At 73.7% G+C, this 16,878-nt stretch carries 18 protein-coding genes and 1 tRNA gene; 4 read left to right on the forward strand and 15 right to left on the reverse strand.

Features of this window, described 5'->3' with window-relative positions; translation table 11 throughout:
• Window positions 1-68 precede the first annotated feature (68 nt).
• Complete coding sequence (locus tag K330_RS0110865; protein WP_022921857.1) at window positions 69-854, forward strand: DUF554 domain-containing protein; 786 nt, start codon at window positions 69-71, stop codon at window positions 852-854.
• Between the two features lie 15 nt (window positions 855-869).
• On the opposite strand, the gene K330_RS0110870 is transcribed toward K330_RS0110865, so the two are convergent.
• The 13 genes from K330_RS0110870 to K330_RS0110930 all read right to left on the reverse strand — a co-directional run bounded on the left by K330_RS0110870 (window position 870) and on the right by K330_RS0110930 (window position 13,005).
• Entirely contained in the window at window positions 870-1,571 is a 702-nt protein-coding gene (locus K330_RS0110870; RefSeq protein WP_022921858.1) for an ANTAR domain-containing response regulator, read from the reverse strand.
• Window positions 1,572-1,628: 57 nt separating this feature from the next.
• Window positions 1,629-1,711: transfer RNA gene (locus K330_RS0110875), tRNA-Leu, on the reverse strand.
• Between the two features lie 76 nt (window positions 1,712-1,787).
• Window positions 1,788-3,245, reverse strand: coding sequence for a pyruvate kinase (gene pyk, locus K330_RS0110880; protein WP_022921859.1), 1,458 nt, complete (start codon window positions 3,243-3,245; stop codon window positions 1,788-1,790).
• Between the two features lie 55 nt (window positions 3,246-3,300).
• Window positions 3,301-4,197: a prolipoprotein diacylglyceryl transferase gene (lgt, locus tag K330_RS20700; protein WP_022921860.1), complete on the reverse strand. Its 897-nt coding sequence runs from the start codon at window positions 4,195-4,197 to the stop codon at window positions 3,301-3,303.
• The gene (locus K330_RS0110890) at window positions 4,197-4,922 is read right to left on the reverse strand and encodes a DsbA family protein (RefSeq protein WP_040658015.1); all 726 of its coding nucleotides are present in this window, start codon (window positions 4,920-4,922) and stop codon (window positions 4,197-4,199) included. The genes lgt and K330_RS0110890 overlap by 1 nt, the downstream gene beginning before the upstream one ends.
• A 2-nt stretch (window positions 4,923-4,924) precedes the next feature.
• Window positions 4,925-5,482 carry a MauE/DoxX family redox-associated membrane protein gene (locus tag K330_RS0110895; RefSeq protein ID WP_084617410.1) on the reverse strand — a complete coding sequence of 186 codons (558 nt, stop codon included), beginning with the start codon at window positions 5,480-5,482 and terminating at the stop codon, window positions 4,925-4,927.
• 28 nt (window positions 5,483-5,510) lie between these two features.
• Window positions 5,511-6,293 (reverse strand): tryptophan synthase subunit alpha, encoded by a 783-nt coding sequence (trpA, locus tag K330_RS0110900; protein WP_022921862.1) that lies wholly within the window; start codon window positions 6,291-6,293, stop codon window positions 5,511-5,513.
• Window positions 6,290-7,567, reverse strand: a complete 1,278-nt coding sequence (gene trpB / locus K330_RS0110905; protein ID WP_022921863.1) for a tryptophan synthase subunit beta — start codon at window positions 7,565-7,567, stop codon at window positions 6,290-6,292. Before trpB ends, trpA begins: the two co-directional genes overlap by 4 nt.
• Entirely contained in the window at window positions 7,564-8,403 is an 840-nt protein-coding gene (trpC, locus tag K330_RS0110910; RefSeq protein ID WP_022921864.1) for an indole-3-glycerol phosphate synthase TrpC, read from the reverse strand. The genes trpB and trpC overlap by 4 nt, the downstream gene beginning before the upstream one ends.
• Before the next feature lie 73 nt (window positions 8,404-8,476).
• A complete protein-coding gene (locus tag K330_RS0110915; protein WP_040658016.1) occupies window positions 8,477-8,686 on the reverse strand; it encodes an HGxxPAAW family protein in 210 nt (69 codons plus the stop codon).
• Window positions 8,687-8,765: 79 nt separating this feature from the next.
• Complete coding sequence (locus K330_RS22740) at window positions 8,766-9,359, reverse strand: Trp biosynthesis-associated membrane protein (RefSeq protein ID WP_022921865.1); 594 nt, start codon at window positions 9,357-9,359, stop codon at window positions 8,766-8,768.
• The gene (locus tag K330_RS0110925) at window positions 9,356-11,152 is read right to left on the reverse strand and encodes an ABC transporter ATP-binding protein (protein WP_029202568.1); all 1,797 of its coding nucleotides are present in this window, start codon (window positions 11,150-11,152) and stop codon (window positions 9,356-9,358) included. The genes K330_RS22740 and K330_RS0110925 overlap by 4 nt, the downstream gene beginning before the upstream one ends.
• 14 nt (window positions 11,153-11,166) lie before the next feature.
• On the reverse strand, window positions 11,167-13,005 hold the full coding sequence (locus tag K330_RS0110930; RefSeq protein ID WP_022921867.1) for an ABC transporter ATP-binding protein: 1,839 nt from the start codon (window positions 13,003-13,005) through the stop codon (window positions 11,167-11,169).
• A gap of 108 nt (window positions 13,006-13,113) precedes the next feature.
• On the opposite strand from K330_RS0110930, the gene K330_RS0110935 reads away from it, so the two are divergent.
• The 3 genes from K330_RS0110935 to K330_RS20715 are packed head-to-tail and all read left to right on the forward strand — an operon-like array spanning window position 13,114 to window position 15,612.
• On the forward strand, window positions 13,114-13,764 hold the full coding sequence (locus K330_RS0110935; RefSeq protein ID WP_022921868.1) for a TIGR03085 family metal-binding protein: 651 nt from the start codon (window positions 13,114-13,116) through the stop codon (window positions 13,762-13,764).
• Window positions 13,765-13,801: 37 nt separating this feature from the next.
• Window positions 13,802-14,407 (forward strand): nucleoside/nucleotide kinase family protein, encoded by a 606-nt coding sequence (locus tag K330_RS20710; RefSeq protein ID WP_022921869.1) that lies wholly within the window; start codon window positions 13,802-13,804, stop codon window positions 14,405-14,407.
• Window positions 14,404-15,612 (forward strand): FUSC family protein, encoded by a 1,209-nt coding sequence (locus tag K330_RS20715; RefSeq protein ID WP_022921870.1) that lies wholly within the window; start codon window positions 14,404-14,406, stop codon window positions 15,610-15,612. Before K330_RS20710 ends, K330_RS20715 begins: the two co-directional genes overlap by 4 nt.
• Window positions 15,613-15,632: 20 nt before the next feature.
• Here the strand turns inward: K330_RS20715 and K330_RS20720 are convergent, their stop codons facing one another.
• Together K330_RS20720 and pnuC are read right to left on the reverse strand one after the other, a co-directional pair.
• On the reverse strand, window positions 15,633-16,103 hold the full coding sequence (locus tag K330_RS20720) for a PH domain-containing protein (RefSeq protein ID WP_022921871.1): 471 nt from the start codon (window positions 16,101-16,103) through the stop codon (window positions 15,633-15,635).
• Window positions 16,100-16,819: a nicotinamide riboside transporter PnuC gene (gene pnuC, locus K330_RS0110955; RefSeq protein ID WP_022921872.1), complete on the reverse strand. Its 720-nt coding sequence runs from the start codon at window positions 16,817-16,819 to the stop codon at window positions 16,100-16,102. The genes K330_RS20720 and pnuC overlap by 4 nt, the downstream gene beginning before the upstream one ends.
• Between the last annotated feature and the right edge of the window lie 59 nt (window positions 16,820-16,878).

Below are 16,878 nucleotides of genomic sequence, written 5' to 3' on the forward strand. Positions count from 1 at the left end.
GTGAGGCCGGGGGCCTGTGGGCCGGACCGGTCGGAGGGCGCCGGGCCCGGCCACCTACGCTGTGCGCCATGGATGGTGGCTTCCCCGGGCTCGGCACCCTGGTCAACGTGGTCGCCGTGCTCCTGGGCGCGGTGCTGGGCATGCTCGCCGGCAACCGGCTGCCCGAGCGCGTGCGCGCGGTCGTCACCGACTCCCTCGGTCTCGTCACCCTCCTGGTCGCCGGGCTCTCGGCCCTCGAGGTGACCTCTCCGGCGCTCGAGGAGGCCGTGGGCGGCGGCGTCCCGGTCCTGATCGTGCTGGGCAGCCTGCTGGTCGGCGGCATCGTGGGTGCGCTCCTGCGCATCGAGGAGCGGCTGGAGTCGCTGGCCGGCGTGGTGCAGCGGTGGGTGCACCGCCGCCACCTTCCGGTCGTCGACGACGACCGTGACGCGGGGCACGCTCAGCGCGAGCGCTTCATCGAGGGGTGGCTGACCGCCTCGCTGCTCTTCTGCGTCGGACCCCTGACCATCCTCGGGTCGCTGTCGGACGGGCTCGGCCGGGGCATCGACCAGCTCGTGCTGAAGTCGGCGCTCGACTTCTTCGCCTCGGTGGCCTTCGCCTCCACCTTCGGGCTGGGGGTCCTGCTCTCGGCGGCCTCCGTGGCGGTGGTGCAGGGCTCGCTGACCGTGCTGGGCGTGACCCTGGGCGAGGTGGTCCCCGAGGCGCACGTGGCAGCGCTGACCGCGACCGGGGGCCTGCTGCTCGTCGGCATCGCGCTGCGCCTGCTGGCCGTCCGGCAGATCCCGGTCGGAGACCTGCTGCCGGCGCTGGTGGTGGCGCCGCTCCTGGTCAGCGTCGTGGCGCAGCTGCGCTGACGCCGCGTCCCCGGCTCACTTCTTCGCGGGCATCCCGGCGATCACGGCGTCGGCGACCTCGCGCATCGACAGACGGCGGTCCATGGCCGCCTTCTGGATCCAGCGGAAGGCGTCGGCCTCGGTCAGCTTGAGCTGGGTCATCAGCAGGCCCTTGGCCCGGTCGACGCGCTTGCGGGTCTCGAAGCGCTCCCCCAGGTCGGCCACCTCGGCCTCCAGCGCCTTGCGCTCGGCCCACCGGGCGCGGGCGATGTCGATGGCGGGCAGGACGTCCGCGGCGCTGAACGGCTTGACGACGTAGGACATGACCCCGGCGTCGCGGGCGCGCTCGACGAGGTTCTTGTCGCTGAAGGCGGTCAGCATGATGACGGGGGCCAGCCCGTCACGACCGATCTGCTCGGCGGCCGAGATGCCGTCGATGCCGGGCATCTTGATGTCCATGACGACCAGGTCCGGCTCGGTCTCCTTGACCAGGGCGACCGCCTGCTCACCGTCGGCGGCCTGGCCGACGATCTCGTGCCCGGCCTCGACCAGCATCTCCGCGAGGTCCATCCGGATCAGCGCCTCGTCCTCCGCCAGGACGATCCGCAGCCCGTCCTCGGAGCGCGTCTCCTGCGAGCCTGCCTCCTGCTCGGCGGGTTCCGGTGTCTCGTCCGCTTCGACGGCGACGGCCTCGTCGCCGTCGCCGGGGTCCGTGGGCTGGGTGCTGGCGTCGGTCACGTGCAAAGCCTATCTGTGTTCTCGAGCCTCCGACCACGTCGGAGAGGTCTGGTCGTGTGCCGGGAGCGGGACTCGAACCCGCACGCCCTCGCGGGCAGAGCATTTTGAGTGCCCCGTGTCTGCCGTTCCACCACCCCGGCGGGCAGGGTCGTCTGGACCACGGGACAGCATACCCGCGGGCCCGCGGCCCGGACGCGGCACGTCGCCGCCCCCGGCCTAGACGACCGGGTCGTCCTGGTAGGCGGGCGCGTTGCCGTAGATCGCGTCACCGACGCGGTGCAGCCGCAGCGCGTTGGTCGTGCCCGACACCCCGGGCGGGGAGCCGGCCACGATGACGACGAGGTCACCCTTCTCGCACCGTCCCTCGCGCAGCAGCGCGTCCTCCACCTGCATGACCATCTGGTCGGTGTGCCAGACGAAGGGCACGAGGAAGGTCTCCACGCCCCAGGTCAGGGCCAGGCGCGAACGGGTGGCCTGCTCGGTGGTGAAGGCCAGCATCGGCACCGCGGGACGCATCCGCGCCATCCGTGTCGTCGTGTCACCGCTCTTGGAGAAGGTCACGAGGAACTTCACCGTCTCCAGGGAGTCGGCCAGCGTGATCGCGGCCCGCGTCACCGCGCCGCCGGGGGTCTTCGGCTTGGTCGTGATCGGCAGAATCCGGTGCAGCCCGTGGTCCTCGGTGCTCCCGATGATCGTCGCCATCGTCTCCACCGCCCGGATGGGCCAGGCACCGACGGAGGTCTCGCCGGAGAGCATGATGGCGTCGGCCCCGTCGAGGACCGCGTTGGCGCAGTCGCTGGCCTCGGCCCGCGTGGGGCGGGGGTTCTCGACCATGGACTCGAGCACCTGGGTGGCGACGATGACCGGCTTGGCCTTCTCGCGGCACAGCTGGATGGCGTCCTTCTGCACCAGCGGCACCTGCTCCAGCGGCAGCTCCACGCCCAGGTCGCCGCGGGCCACCATGACGCCGTCGAAGGCGTCGACGATCTCGGCGAGGTTGTCCACCGCCTGCGGCTTCTCGATCTTGGCGATGACGGGCAGGACGCGCCCCTCCTCGTCCATGATGCGCCGGACGTCGTCGTAGTCGGCGGCCGAGCGGACGAAGGACAGCGCCACGAAGTCGACCCCGGAGCGGACCGCCCAGCGCAGGTCCTCCTCGTCCTTCTCGGACATGGCGGGCACGCTCACCGCGGTGCCGGGCAGGTTGATCCCCTTGTTGTTGGACACCACGCCGCCGACCACCACCTCGGTGACCACGTCGGTCTCGGTCACCGCCACCGCCCGGAGCATGACCTTGCCGTCGTCGATCAGCAGGTCGTCACCCGTGCTCACGTCGCCGGGGAGCCCCTTGTAGGTCGTGCCCACCGTGTCCTTGTCGCCGCGCACGTCCCGGGTGGTGATCGTGAACCGGTCGCCGGGGGCCAGCGTAACCGGGCCGCCGGCGAAGGTGCCGGTGCGGATCTTGGGGCCCTGCAGGTCGGCGAGGATCGCCACCGCGTGGCCGGTCTTGTCACCGGCCTTGCGCACGCGCAGGTAGCGCTGGTAGTGCTCGTCGTAGGTGCCGTGGGAGAGGTTCAGGCGAGCCACGTCCATACCGGCCGTGACGAGAGCCGTGATCTGCTCGGGGGAGTCGGTCGCAGGACCGAGGGTGCAGACGATCTTCGCTCGACGCATGGGACAACCCTAAGCCTCCCCGGCCCGTGCGACGGACGCCCACCCCGCCACCGTGTCAGGAGGCCGCCGGTGCGCCCTCCGGGCGCAGGGCACCCCTGGCCGGGTAGTCGCCGACGCGTCCTCGCCACACGTACAGAGCCACGCCGAGGCCGAAGATCGCGACGGACACCCAGACGTTGACCCGCTGACCCAGGACGAGCTGGGCAGGGTCGGTACGCATGATCTCGAAGAAGAACCGCCCGAGGGTGTAGCCCATGAGGTAGAGGGCCAGGACCTGACCACGCGCGAACCGCAGCCGCCGGTCCAGCAGGAGGATGACCACCGCGACGATGAGGCACCACAGCGACTCGTAGAGGAAGGTCGGCTGGAAGGTGCCCAGGACCACCGCCTCGCCCGAGGGGTCGCGCACCGCCTCGCCGCCGGACATCCGGTGGATCTGCACGGCCCAGGGGGCGTCGGAGGGTCCGCCGTAGAGCTCGTTGTTGAACCAGTTTCCCCAGCGGCCGAGCGCCTGGGCCACGAGCAGGCCGGGGACCATGGCGTCCCCCAGGTCGAGGAAGGACAGCCCCCGGCGCCGCGCCGCCCACCAGGCACCGAGCGCGCCCAGGGCGACGGCGCCCCAGATGCCCAGCCCGCCCTCCCAGATCTTGAACGCGTCCCAGATGTTGCCGTCCTCGCCGAAGTACGGCCAGGGGCTGGAGACCACGTGGTAGATCCGGCCGCCGAGGATGCCCAGCACGATCGTGGGCACCGCGATGTCGTAGATCTCCTGGCCCGTCCCGCCGCGCGCCCTGGAGCGGTGCGAGGTGAGCCACAGCGCGGCGAAGATGCCCAGCAGGATCGACAGCGCGTAGCCGCGGACGGGCAGCGGGCCCAGCCACCAGACGGACTGCTCGGGGCTGGGGATCGCGGTGACCAGGGCCGTCGGGAGCGCGACTCCCCCGGGCAGCATCAGGAGTGCGCCTCGAGGATGCTGTCGAGCGCGCCGGGGTCCTGCATGAGCCGGCTCATCTCCTCGTTGCCGATGGTGGTGCCGTTGACCACCATCGTGGGGGTGCCGGTGACGCCGTCGCGGTTGGCGCGCTCCTGCATGGCCTCGACGTAGTCGGCGTGGGTGTCGTCGGCGACGCACTGCTGGAAGGTCTCCAGCTCACCTCCGGCGAGGCCGGCGTCCTGGGCCCACTGCACGAACTGCTCGTCGGTGTAGCCCTGCCCCTCCTGGCCCATGTTGGCGTAGACGGAGGCGTGGAAGGGCACGAACACCCCGGCGTCGTCGGCGCACAGGGCCGCGTTGGCCGCCCGGGTCGAGGAGTCGTTGCCCAGGGAGCCGTCGAGGAAGGACATGATCTGGAAGGTGAGGTTGACCTCTCCTGCCTCCGCCTTCTCCGTGAGCTGGTCACCGACCGAGTTCTCCAGCCGGCCGCACCAGGGGCACTGGAAGTCCTCGTAGATGCGCACCTGCGCCACGTCTGCGTCCACGCCCGGTCCGACGCTGACGCCCCCGCCGTCGGGCAGCGTGCTGGAGCTGCCCGTCGCGTCCAGGCCCCCGCCCCGGGTGGCGGCCCACACGAGGACACCGATGAGCACCACGAGCAGCACGACGACCCCACCGATCAGCGCCAGCGGCGGGCCGCCCCTGCTGACCTGCTTGACCTCGGGAGCGGGCGGACGTGGCATGGTCATCGACCTTTCGTGAGCAGGGCGTCGAGGGACAGCGGGGTGCGCGGCCGGACGACCAGCCACGCGCCGAGCGCGAGCAGGCCGACGTCGCGCAGGATCTCGGACAGGTAGCGGGTGTCCTCGGGGTCCACCGGTCCCCCGGTCCCGAAGCAGCCGCAGTCGATCGTCAGGCCGCGCGCCCACGCCGAGACGATCCCGACGATGAAGACGGCCATGAGCAGCGAGCCGGCGACCGCGGCGGCGCGGGTCAGCAGCCCCGTCACCAGCAGCAGCCCGGCGGCGATCTCGACGACCGGCAGCATCGTCCCCACGAACCGGGCGACGTCGTAGCTGAACAGCTGGTAGGCGAGCACGCTCTGCACCGAGCCGGTGATGTCGACGATCTTGATCGTCCCGGCCACCACCAGGACACCACCCAGCACGAGTCTGGCGACCAGCCCCACCACGCCGGGCCAGGCGGGGCGCCCGCGCGCTCCCGGGTATGCGGTGCCGCTGGCCGTCACCGTCGAGGGGCCCGCGCCGCCGGCCGGACCCTCACCGGCCCCGGGCGTGCTCATCGGCCGTCGCCCCCGGGACGTGGCGGGGTCATCGCCGCACCCCCCGGGCCAGCTCCGCGGTCAGCTCCCGCAGCCTGCCGAGGGTGGGGTCCTCTCCCACGGTCCGGACCAGGGCCGACCCCACGATGACGCCGTCGGCGAACCGGGCGACCTCGGCGGCCTGCTCGCCCGTGCTCACCCCGAGCCCGACGCACAGCGGCAGGTCGGTCACCGCCCGGGTGCGCTCGACGAGGGCGGCGGCGCTGCCGCCGACGGAGGTCCGGGCGCCGGTCACGCCCATCGTCGAGGCCACGTAGACGAATCCCCGGCACGCCTCCGCGGTCATCCGCAGGCGGTCGTCGGTCGAGCTCGGCGCGACGAGGAAGACGGGGTCGAGGCCGTGCTCGTCCGCCGCGGCACGCCATACCTGCGCCTCGTCGGGGATGAGGTCCGGGGTGATCATGCCGGCGCCGCCCGCCGCGGCGAGCTCGGCGGCGAACCGGTCGGGGCCGTGACGCAGGACCGGGTTCCAGTAGGACATCACGACCGGAACGGCCCCGGCCTCGCGCACCGCCCGCACCACGTCGAAGACCTGCGCCAGCCGGAAGCCGTTCGCCAGCGCCTGGCTCGCGGCCTGCTCGATCACCGGGCCGTCCATGAGCGGGTCGGTGTAGGGCACGCCGACCTCGATGACGTCGGCACCCGCCGCGGCGACGGCGCGGACGGCGGCGACTGATGTGTCGAGGTCCGGGTAGCCGGCCGGCAGGTAGGCCACCAGCGCGGCCCGCTCCTCGGCACGGCACCGGGCGAAGACGTCGTCGAGCGCGCTCACCAGCCGCTCCCCTCCGCCTCGGCGACGGGCTCGTCGGCCTTGAGCTGCTCGGCCTCGACCAGGTCCTCGGCGTCGACCAGGCCGAACCAGCGGGCAGCGGTGTCCACGTCCTTGTCGCCGCGGCCGGAGAGGTTGACCACGACGACCGGGGGCCGCTCCGGGTCTGGGTTCTCCTCCGTCAGCCGACGCCCGACCCGCAGGGCGCCGGCGAGGGCGTGGGCGCTCTCGATCGCCGGGATGATGCCCTCCGTCCGGCACAGGAGGGCGAAGGCGTCCATCGCCTCGGTGTCGGTCACCGGGGCGTAGGTGGCACGACCGGTGTCGTGCAGGTAGGCGTGCTCCGGCCCGACCGACGGATAGTCCAGCCCGGCCGAGATCGAGTGCGTCTCCCGGGTCTGGCCGTCGTCGTCCTGGAGGACGTAGGTGGCCGCGCCGTGGAGCACGCCCGGCACACCGCCGGAGAAGCGCGCGGCATGGCGGCCGGACTCGACGCCCTCGCCGCCGGCCTCGAAGCCGTGCAGCCGGACCTCGGGGTCGTCGCGGAAGGCGTGGAAGATGCCCATCGCGTTGGAGCCGCCACCCACGCAGGCGCACACGGCGTCGGGCAGCCGCCCGGTACGGGCCAGGATCTGCTCCCGGGCCTCGACGCCGATGACCGAGTGGAAGTCGCGCACCATCGTGGGGAACGGGTGGGGGCCGGTGACCGTGCCGAGCAGGTAGTGCGTGTCCCCCACGTTGGTGACCCAGTCGCGCATGGCCTCGTTGATGGCGTCCTTGAGGGTGGCGCTGCCCGTCGAGACGGGCACCACCTCGGCGCCCAGCAGGCGCATCCGTGCCACGTTGAGCGCCTGCCGCCGGGTGTCGACCTCGCCCATGTAGACCACGCAGTCCAGGCCCATGAGCGCCGCGGCGGTGGCGGTGGCCACCCCGTGCTGGCCGGCGCCGGTCTCGGCGATGACGCGCTTCTTGCCCATGCGCACGGTGAGCAGCGCCTGGCCGAGCACGTTGTTGATCTTGTGCGAGCCGGTGTGGTTGAGGTCCTCACGCTTGAGGAAGACGCGGGCGCCGCCCGCGTGCTCGGCGAACCGCGGCACCTCCGTCAGCGGGCTCGGGCGCCCGGTGTAGTCCCGGTGCAGCCGCGCCAGCTCCTCGCCGAAGTCGGGGTCGCCCAGGGCGTCGTGCCACGCCCGGTCCAGCTCCTCGAGCGCCGCGACGAGGGCCTCCGGCACGTAGCGTCCGCCGAAGCCGCCGAAGCGTCCGGCCGGGGCGTTCACGACCGGCCCTCCTGGCCGCGGTGGTGGCCGGCCCCGTGGACCGCGGGGTGCGAGGCCGCCGCGAGCAGCTCGGCGACGGCCTCGCGCGGGCTGCTGCCCGTGACCAGGGCCTCCCCCACCAGCACCGCGTGAGCGCCGGCCTCGGCGAGCGCCATCACGTCCAGCGGGCCGCGCACACCGGACTCGGCCACCCGGACGACGCCGTCGGGGACCCCGGGCGCCAGCCGGGCGAACGTGCCGCGGTCCACCTCGAGGGTCTTGAGGTCGCGGTTGTTGACGCCGACGATACGTGCGCCGGCGTCCAGGGCCCGCTGCAGCTCCGTCTCGTCGTGCGCCTCGACGAGCGCGTTCATCCCCAGCGACTCGACACGCTCCAGCAGCCCGACGAGGACCTCCTGCGGGAGCGCGGCCACGATGAGGAGCACGAGGTCGGCCCCGTGCGCGCGGGCCTCCCACACCTGGTAGGGGTCGACGACGAAGTCCTTGCGCAGGACAGGCACGTCCACCCGCGCCCGCACCGCGTCGAGATCGGCGAGCGACCCGCCGAAGCGACGCCTCTCGGTCAGCACGCTGATGACGCTGGCCCCGCCCGCGGCGTAGTCCGCGGCCAGGGACGCGGGGTCGGCGATCGCGGCCAGCGCGCCCTTGCTGGGGCTGCTGCGCTTGACCTCGGCGATGACGTGCACGCCCGCACGCGGGGCGAGGTGGGCGTAGGCGTCGAGCGGGGTGGGTGCTCGGAGCGCCTGCTCCTTCAGTGCCTCCAGCGGCAGTGCCGAGCGCCGCTCGGCCAGGTCCTCCCGGACCCCTTCGATGATCTCTTCCAGCACGGTCGACACCTCCCCAGCGTAGACGTCGTGGTGGGGTGCTCCGTCCTCCGGGTGCCTCGGCGGGCGGGCGGGCCCCGGTGCCTCAGGAGCCGGCGTGACGGTCCGCGGAGCCGATGCCCGCCTTCGCCATGGCGTACCACCCGAGGGCACCGAGGAGGAAGACCACGACGCCGCCCCACATCAGCTCGACCGGCCCGAAGACCGCCGCGTAGCAGGCGACCGCCGCGGCGAGCAGCATGACGGCCGTCCCGGTCCAGGCGGCGGGGCTGTGGCCGTGGTCTTCGTCGTGCATGGAGGAGCTCCTCGGGTTCGGGGGCCGCAGGCCCGGCTGTCGTCCGGCCTCATTGTGCCAGCCTGCCGCCGCGACCGGGTCAGAGGTCGGTCGGGTCCCGGCCCTCGGTGAGGTCCCGCCAGTCGGCGGCCGCCTGCCGCCGCTCCGACTCGGCGTCGTCGCCCGCCGGACCCGGGAGCTCGCGGCCGACGCCGGCCGGACCGGCCGCGGACGACTCTCGCGCGGCGGCCCGTCCCGGGCGGGGCGTCGGACGCCGCCCGGGCCGCACGACCGGCAGCGTGCCGAGGCAGGTGACGACCGCCGCGAGGACCGCCACCCAGAGCCAGCCCGTGGGCGTGGCCGAGACCACTGCGCCCCCGGTAACCGCCCCCGGGCCCTCTCCCCCGGTCGCCCCGAGCACGCCGAGCGTGACGCCGGCGGCGACGGCAGGGGCGGTGAGCGCGGCGACACCGCGCGCCCCCCGCAGTCCGGCCAGCCCGGCCACCACGGCCAGCGCGCCGGCCAGCGTGACCGGGGCCAGCCACGGCACCAGGTCGGCTCCGACGACCGAGCCCCGGGAGCGTGGGGCGCCCTCGGCGACCTCCACGACGGTGCGCACCCACGGCTGGGTGGTTGCCAGCAGGAGCAGGCCCGAGCCCAGGAGGGCCAGGACCGCCCGTGCCCGCCGGCTCACCCGAGAGGGTCCCCGCTGCGCTGCTGCGCGGTCCACGACTCGTGCATGCGGGTGTAGACGCCCCCGCGCCCGACGAGCTCGCGGTGATGGCCGACCTCCACGATGCGTCCGCGGTCCACGACCACCACCAGGTCGGCCGCCTCTGCGGTCGAGAGACGGTGCGCGATCGCGACGGACGTCCGGCCCCGCGTCAGGCCCTCCAGGGCGCGCTGCACGCGGACCTCGGTCGAGGGGTCGACCGCGCTGGTGGCCTCGTCGAGCACCAGCAGGTCGGGGTCGGCCAGGTAGGCGCGCGCGATGGCGACCAGCTGGCGCTCACCCGCGGACAGTGACTCCCCCCGCTGCCCGACGTGGGTGGCGAGCCCGTGCGGCAGCCCGTCCACCCAGGAGTCCAGGCCGAGCTCGGTGACGGCCAGCGCGATCTCGTCGTCGCTGGCCCCTGGCCGGCCGAAGCGGATGTTGGAGGCCACGTCGTCGTCGAAGAGGAAGCCCTCCTGCGGGACCAGGACCACCCGGCTGCGCAGCGAGTCGAAGGCCAGCCGGCGCAGGTCCACCCCGTCCAGGAGGACCCGCCCCTCCGTGGGGTCCATGAGCCGGGTGAGCAGCTTGGCCATCGTGGTCTTGCCCGAGCCGGTCTCCCCGACGATCGCGACGCGGGTGTGCGGTGCGATGCGCAGGTCGACGTCGCGCAGCACCGGTTCGCCACCGGGGTAGGCGTAGGTGACGTCCTCGAACTGGACGGTGATCGGGCCCCGTTGCTGGTGCACGCCGCCGACGCCGGGGTCGGACACGTCCGCCGGGGTGTCGATGACCCCGATGACGCGCCGCCAGCCGGCCACCGCGTTCTGCAGCTCGTTGAGGATCTCGGTGGCCATGAGGACCGGCTGGGTGAAGAGGTTGACCAGGAAGAGGAAGGCGAGCAGCTGTCCGAGCGTGATGTCCCCGCGGACCGCCAGCACCGTCCCCGCGGCCAGGACGACGGCGGTGGTGATCCCCGCGAAGCCCTGGCCCGAGACGAACGCCATCACCGAGCGCACCTGGGCACGGATCGCCGAGCGCCGGTGCTCCTCGATCGCCCGGTCGATGCGCGCGGCGGTGCGGTCCTCCACGCCGTAGGCGCGGATGGTCAGCGCACCGACGATCGACTCGCTGATCGCACCGAGCATGTCGCCGACCCGGGTCCGGACGGCGCCGTAGGCGCGCCCGAGCATCGGCTGGAAGCGCCGCACGAGGAAGACCAGCGGCACGAAGCACAGATAGACGACCAGGGCGAGCACCGGGCTGTAGAACAGCATGAGCAGGGTCGCCAGCATGATCTGCGCCGTGGAGATCAGCAGCATCAGCCCGCCGAACTGCACGAACATCGAGATGGTGTCGACGTCGCTGGTCACGCGGGAGACGAGGGAGCCGCGGCGCTCGGTGCTCTGGGTCAGCACGGACAGGTCGTGGATGTGCCGGAACGCCCGCAGGCGCAGGGTGGCCAGCCCGGACTCCGCCGCCGTGAAGAGCCGGACGTTGACCAGGTACTGCGCCAGGCTGGTCACCACGACGGCTGCCCCGGCGACGAGGATCGCGCGCAGCACGAACCCCAGGTCGGGACCGCCGTCGGCCAGGATCCCGTTGTCGGTGGTCTGCTGGACCACGAACGGGATGAGCACCCGCCCCAGCGTGGCCACCACGGCCAGCACGACCGTCAGCCCCAGCCCGCGGCGCAGCTCGGGCGAGAGCTCCAGCCCGCGCCTCAGCGTGGCGAGCGTGCCCAGGTCGCTCTGGGCCTCGATCCGGCTGCTCATGAAGCTGTCCTCGCTCACGCGTCCTCCTCCGCACGCTCGACGGCGGCGCGCTCGGCGGCCTCACGCGCATAGGCGTGGACCAGGTCGGCATACCCCCCGCACCGGTCCACCAGGTCCTCGTGGGAGCCGCGGTCGACGACCCTGCCGTGCTCGACGTAGACGACCTGGTCGGCCAGCATGATCGTGGCCATCCGGTAGGCGACGACGAGCACGGTCATCCCGGTCCGCGCCTCGCGCAGGCCGGCCAGCACCGCCTGCTCGACGGAGGGGTCGACGGCACTGGTCGCGTCGTCCAGCACGAGCAGGCGCGGCTGCCGCCAGATCGCCCGCGCCAGCGCGATGCGCTGGCGCTGGCCGCCGGAGAGGTTGCCGCCGCGCTCGCCGATCACGGTGTCCAGGCCGTCGGACATGGCGCGCACGAAGCCGTCGGCCTGCGCGATGCGCAGGGCCTCCCAGACGGACGCGTCGGTGGATCTGTCGTCCTCGCCGAGGGTCACGTTGCCCCGGACGGTGTCGTCGAACATGAACGTCTGCTGCGCGACCACGGTCGCGGTGGCCGGGATCACCCCGCGGGCGAGCTCACGCACGTCGGTGCCGTCCAGCAGCACCGTGCCGGTGCCGGGGTCGATGAGCCGGACCGCGAGGTTGACCAGGGTGGACTTGCCCGACCCCGTCGGTCCGACGAGCGCCGTGGTCGACCCCGCCTCCACCTCGAGGGACACCTCGTGGATGGCCGGCTCCTGCTCGCCGGCATGGGTGTAGGTGACGTGCGACATCGCGGACCGCGCCGGTCCACCCCCCGCGGGCAGCCGGGCCGGGCCGTGCTCCATCGCCCCCTCGGACCGCAGCACGTGCTGCACCCTGTCGTGGCCCACGACGGAGCGCGGGAGCTCGGCCAGGACCCACCCGAGGGCGCGCACGGGGAAGGCCAGCAGCGAGAAGAGGTAGGCCATCTGCACTACCTGCGCGGCGTCCAGCTCGCCGCGCGAGACCTGCCAGGTGCCGACCCCCAGGACCGCCAGGGTGCCGAGCGTGGGGATGGCCTCGATGACCGGCTCGAAGGTCCCGCGGGTGCGGCCGACGAGGATGAGCGCGTCGCGCAGCTCGTGGGTGGACCCGCGGAAGCGCTCGGTCTCCTCGTCCTCGCGGCCCATGGCCTTGACGACCAGGCCGGCCTCGAAGGACTCGTGCGCGACCTCGGCCACCTCGGCGCGCAGCTGCTGGGCGCGCGTGATCCGCGGGGCCATGAACTGCTGGAAGACGAGGTTGGCCGCGAACAGGCCGGGGAAGACCAGCAGCCCGATGAAGGCCAGGAACGGGTCGACCACCACCATCATCACGCCGGCGATGAGGAGCATGAAGATCACGCCGATGGCCATCGGCAGCGGGTTGAAGACCTGCCAGGTGGCCTCGATGTCGGCGTGCGCGTTGGACAGCAGCTGCCCGGAGGGGTGGGCGTGGTGCCAGGACAGGGGCAGGCGCAGGTACTGCCGGGTGACACGGCGCCGGTAGCCGGCCTGCAGGTTGAAGCCGGCCACGGTCGCGTAGACCCGGCGCAGGATGACGCCGACGACGTTGACCACGAGCACCGCGAGGAGGACCCCCAGGATGGTCCACAGCCCGGCGGCGGTGACCACCCTGCTCGTCACCGCGGGCTCGATGACGTGGTCGGTGACCCAGCCGATCGCGCCCGCGGTGCCGACCGTCGCTGCCGCCCAGAGCATGGCCCCGAGCACGGCCACGGCGAACGGGCGCGGCTGGTCCTTGATGCCGCTCCAGACGACCTTGAGGCCCCGGCGCAGGACGGCACGGTTGGCCGTGGGCCGGGGCACGGGTTGGCTGGCGACGGACATGCTGAGGACGGACCTCCGCGGCGAGAGGGTGGAAGGGGGATGCGGTGAGCCATCTTGTCACGCCCGTCCGGGGTCGGCGGTCACGGTCGGACGTGGTGAGATGGAGATATGCAGCCCGTGACCGCGATGCGCCGACTCTTCGCCGACACCGCCGCCTCCCTGGGGCCCGACGCACCCACCCTGTGCGCTCCGTGGACGGTGCGCGACCTGCTCGCGCACGAGATTCTCCGGCAGTCGCGGCCGGACGCCCTTCCCGGGATCGGGCTGCCGGTGGACGCGCTGCGACGGCGCACCGCGACCGTGCAGGCCTCCATCGCCGACGACGACTTCGCCCGCCTCGTCGACCGGGTCCGGCAGGGTCCGCCGCCGTGGTGGCCCACCCGGGTCCCCGCGCTGGACAACCTGGTCAACCTCGCCGAGCTGGCGGTGCACCAGGAGGACATGCTCCGGGCCCGACCCGGCTGGTCGCCCGGGCCGTCCACCCACGACGAGGCGACCATGGAGGAGCTGTGGACCGCCTTCCGGCGGGCCGCGCCTCTGGCCTACCGGTCCGCGCCGGTCGGCGTGGTCGCCGTCGCCCCCGGCCACGGGCGGGTGGCCGTGCGACGTCCGCGCGCCACCTCCGGCACGGTCGTGCTGCGCGGGACGCCGCTCGAGCTGCTCCTGCACGCCTTCGGCCGTGACCGGGTCGCGCAGGTGCGGGTCGAGGGCTCCGAGGCCGACGTCGCCGCCCTCGCCGGCCACTCGCGTGAGTTCTGAGCGGCCCCCGGACGGGTCTGCTCCCCTGCGACCGGAGGTGCGCACGACCTTCGACGCGCTCTGGCCCGGGCTCAGCGCCCGGCTGCTCACCGTCGCGCGCGAGGGTCGGGAACCTCGTCGTCCGGTGCTCGTGGGGGTGGACGGGCGCAGCGGGTCCGGCAAGACCGACCTCGCGGCCGGCCTGGCCGAGGCGGTCCGCGAGCTGGGCCTGGGGTGCGCCGTGGTGCACCTGGACGACCTCTACCCGGGCTGGTCCGGCCTCGCTGCCTCGCTCACGCCGCTGTGCGCCGACGTCGTCGCGCCCCTGACCCGGGGGCAGGACGGGGCCTACCTCTCCTGGGACTGGGACGCCTCTCGCCCGGGGCCCCGACGGAGGGTGCCGGCGCGCCGGGTGGTCGTCCTCGAGGGTGTCGGGGTGCTCGCCGCACCGTGCGCCGCAGACCTCGACCTGCGCGTCTGGCTGGAGGCTCCCGCCTCCGTCCGGCAGGCGCGCGCCCTCGACCGCGACGGTGACGTCTTCGCGCCGCACTGGCAGGAGTGGTCCGACCAGGAGGACGCGCTGTTCGCCGCGGGCAACCCGCCCGCCGACGTCGTGGCCGACACCGTGACGTCGACGGTGCGCTGGGCCACACTGGGCCCATGAGCCCCGTCCGCGAGCCCGGCCGGCGTCCGGGAGGGCGTCTGCTGGGGCGGGTGCGCGGCCAGGTCGGCCGGGAGGCGACGGTGGCCAGGCTCGTGCGGCTGCGGGCGCGGGCCTGGCTGATCGTGCAGGCGGGCGTCGGCGCCGGGCTCGCCTGGTGGGTGGCCAAGGACCTCCTCGGTCATCCCCTGCCGTTCTTCGCGCCGGTGACCGCGCTCGTGTGCCTCGGGCTGACCTACGCCTCACGGCTGCGGCGGATCGTCGAGCTCACGATCGGCGTGGCGATCGGCATCCTGACCGGTGACCTGTTCGTGCACGCCTTCGGTTCCGGCGTCTGGCAGATCGTCGCGGTGTGCGTCGTGGCCATGTCCGTCGCGGTCCTGCTCGGCGGCGGTCAGCTGCTCATGATGCAGGCCGGGATCCAGGGAGCCATCCTGACGACGCTGGTGGCGGGCGAGGGAGAGGCGCTGAGCCGCTGGCTCGACGCCGTCGTCGGCGGCGGGGTCGCCCTCGTCATCGCGATGGTCGCGCCGGTGCGCTCGACCACCGAGCGACCCCGCCAGCGCGCGATCACGATCGTCGGCCACCTCGCCGAGGTGCTGACCGAGACCGAGCAGGCGCTGCGCAACCGGGACCAGGACCGTGCCACGGCGGCGCTGGCCCGCGCGCGTGAGCTCTCCGTGGAGCTGGAGGTGCTGCGCGAGTCCACGAGCGAGGCCTTCGCCGCCGCGCAGCTGGCCCCGCTGCTCTCGGGCGTGCACAAGGAGGACGTCGCGGAGATCCGGGCGCTGCAGGGACCGCTCGACCTCGCGGTCCGCAACGTGCGGGTCCTGGCGCGCAGGGCCGAGCTCGCGGTGGAGGAGCACGAGTTCGTCCCCGGCACCTACACCGACATGGTGGGTGACCTGGCCCAGGCCACGGCCACGATCCAGGAGCAGCTCGAGCAGCACGGACCGTTGTCGGCCGCCCGGGAGGACCTGGTCGTCCTCGCCCGGCGGTCGACGTGGGCCCACCCGCGCGCGGGGCTGTCCGCCGAGGTCATGCGGGCCCAGGTCCGCTCCACCGTCGTCGACCTGCTGGTGCTCTCCGGGGTGCCGCTGGCCGAGGCGCGGCGCCGGGTGCCTGCGACCCGGGAGGAGTACGACCCCGCCTCCCCCGACGACGGGGGCGACCTGCCGCCGCCCCGCGCGCGCGGTCGACGGCCCTAGCGACCGCCCCGCCCGCCTGCTCAGGCCCCGGTGCCGCGGTGGTGGTGCTCGATGAGGGCGGCCAGCCGCGAGGCCTCCTGCTGCGCCCGCCGGCCGTCGGAGCGCTGGATCGCCATCACCGCCAGCTCCTCGGTGTCGGTCAGCTCGAGCACGGCCCACGGCGCTCCGCCCGAGAAGCCGACCCGCAGGATCTGGGCCCACTCCAGCTCGCGCGTGCTGACGAGGTTGACCACGCGCAGCCCGGCCGGGCTGGGCACGGCACGGATGACGGCATACCTCCACAGGAAGGCGGCCCCCAGCACCCCGAGGAGACCGATCGCGACGCGGTTGAGCAGGTGCAGCTCGGGCGACTGGCCCAGCGGCATCGGGGAGAGGAGCGCGACCGCGCCGAAGACGAGGACGCAGGCCACCGCCATGCCCCGCGCCACCCACGCACCCACCACGGGCCGGAAGGTGTCGTAGGGCGCGCGGCGCGGCTGCGGGGAGGTCACCTGACCAGCGTACGGTCCTCCTCGGTGAGGGGCGGACCCCCTCCCGTGGGGGCCTCCACGCGCGCCGCCCGGCGCCACACCACGAAGCCCCACAGCACGAACGCGCCGTAGACGGCGTAGAGGACCGCCGAGGGGTAGTAGCCCGAGTGCCACAGCAGCGGGACCCCGACGACGTCGACGGCGATCCACACCAGCCAGAAGTCCACCCACCCGCGGGCCATCGCGTAGGTGGCCAGCATCGAGCCGACGAAGATCCAGGCGTCGGTCCAGTAGTACCACCGGGGGGCCGGCCAGCCGGCGCCGACCTCGGCGAAGACCCACTGCGTCAGCACGACCAGGGCCGCCGCGCCCAGCAGGTATGCGGTGCGCTCGCGGACGGTGGCCCACCGCGGGGTGATGGCCGGCTCGTGCCTGCCGCGCGTCCTGCGCGAACGCTGCCAGGCCCACCACCCGTAGAGGCTGGTCAGGACGAAGAAGACCTGCCGCGCGGCCTGGCCGAAGAGGCTGTGCTCCTGCGGGTTGGCGAACCACACGCCCATGAAGACGGTGAAGAGCAGCAGGTTGCCGACGATGCCGACCGGCCAGGCCCAGACCGTGCGGCGCATGCCCAGGACGGCCGAGGCCAGGCCGAAGGCGTTGCCGACGACCTCGCGCCAGGCGATCGAGTGCCCGGCGACGGTGAGCCGGGCGTCGAACAGGTCGTTCCAGACCTCCACGGGCACCTCCTCGGTCAGGGTCGGACGGCCGGGCGGGGTGTTCGCAGCAGCGCCCGGCC

The sequence above is a fragment of the Ornithinimicrobium pekingense DSM 21552 genome (genome assembly GCF_000421185.1).
Lineage (GTDB): Bacteria > Actinomycetota > Actinomycetes > Actinomycetales > Dermatophilaceae > Ornithinicoccus > Ornithinicoccus pekingensis.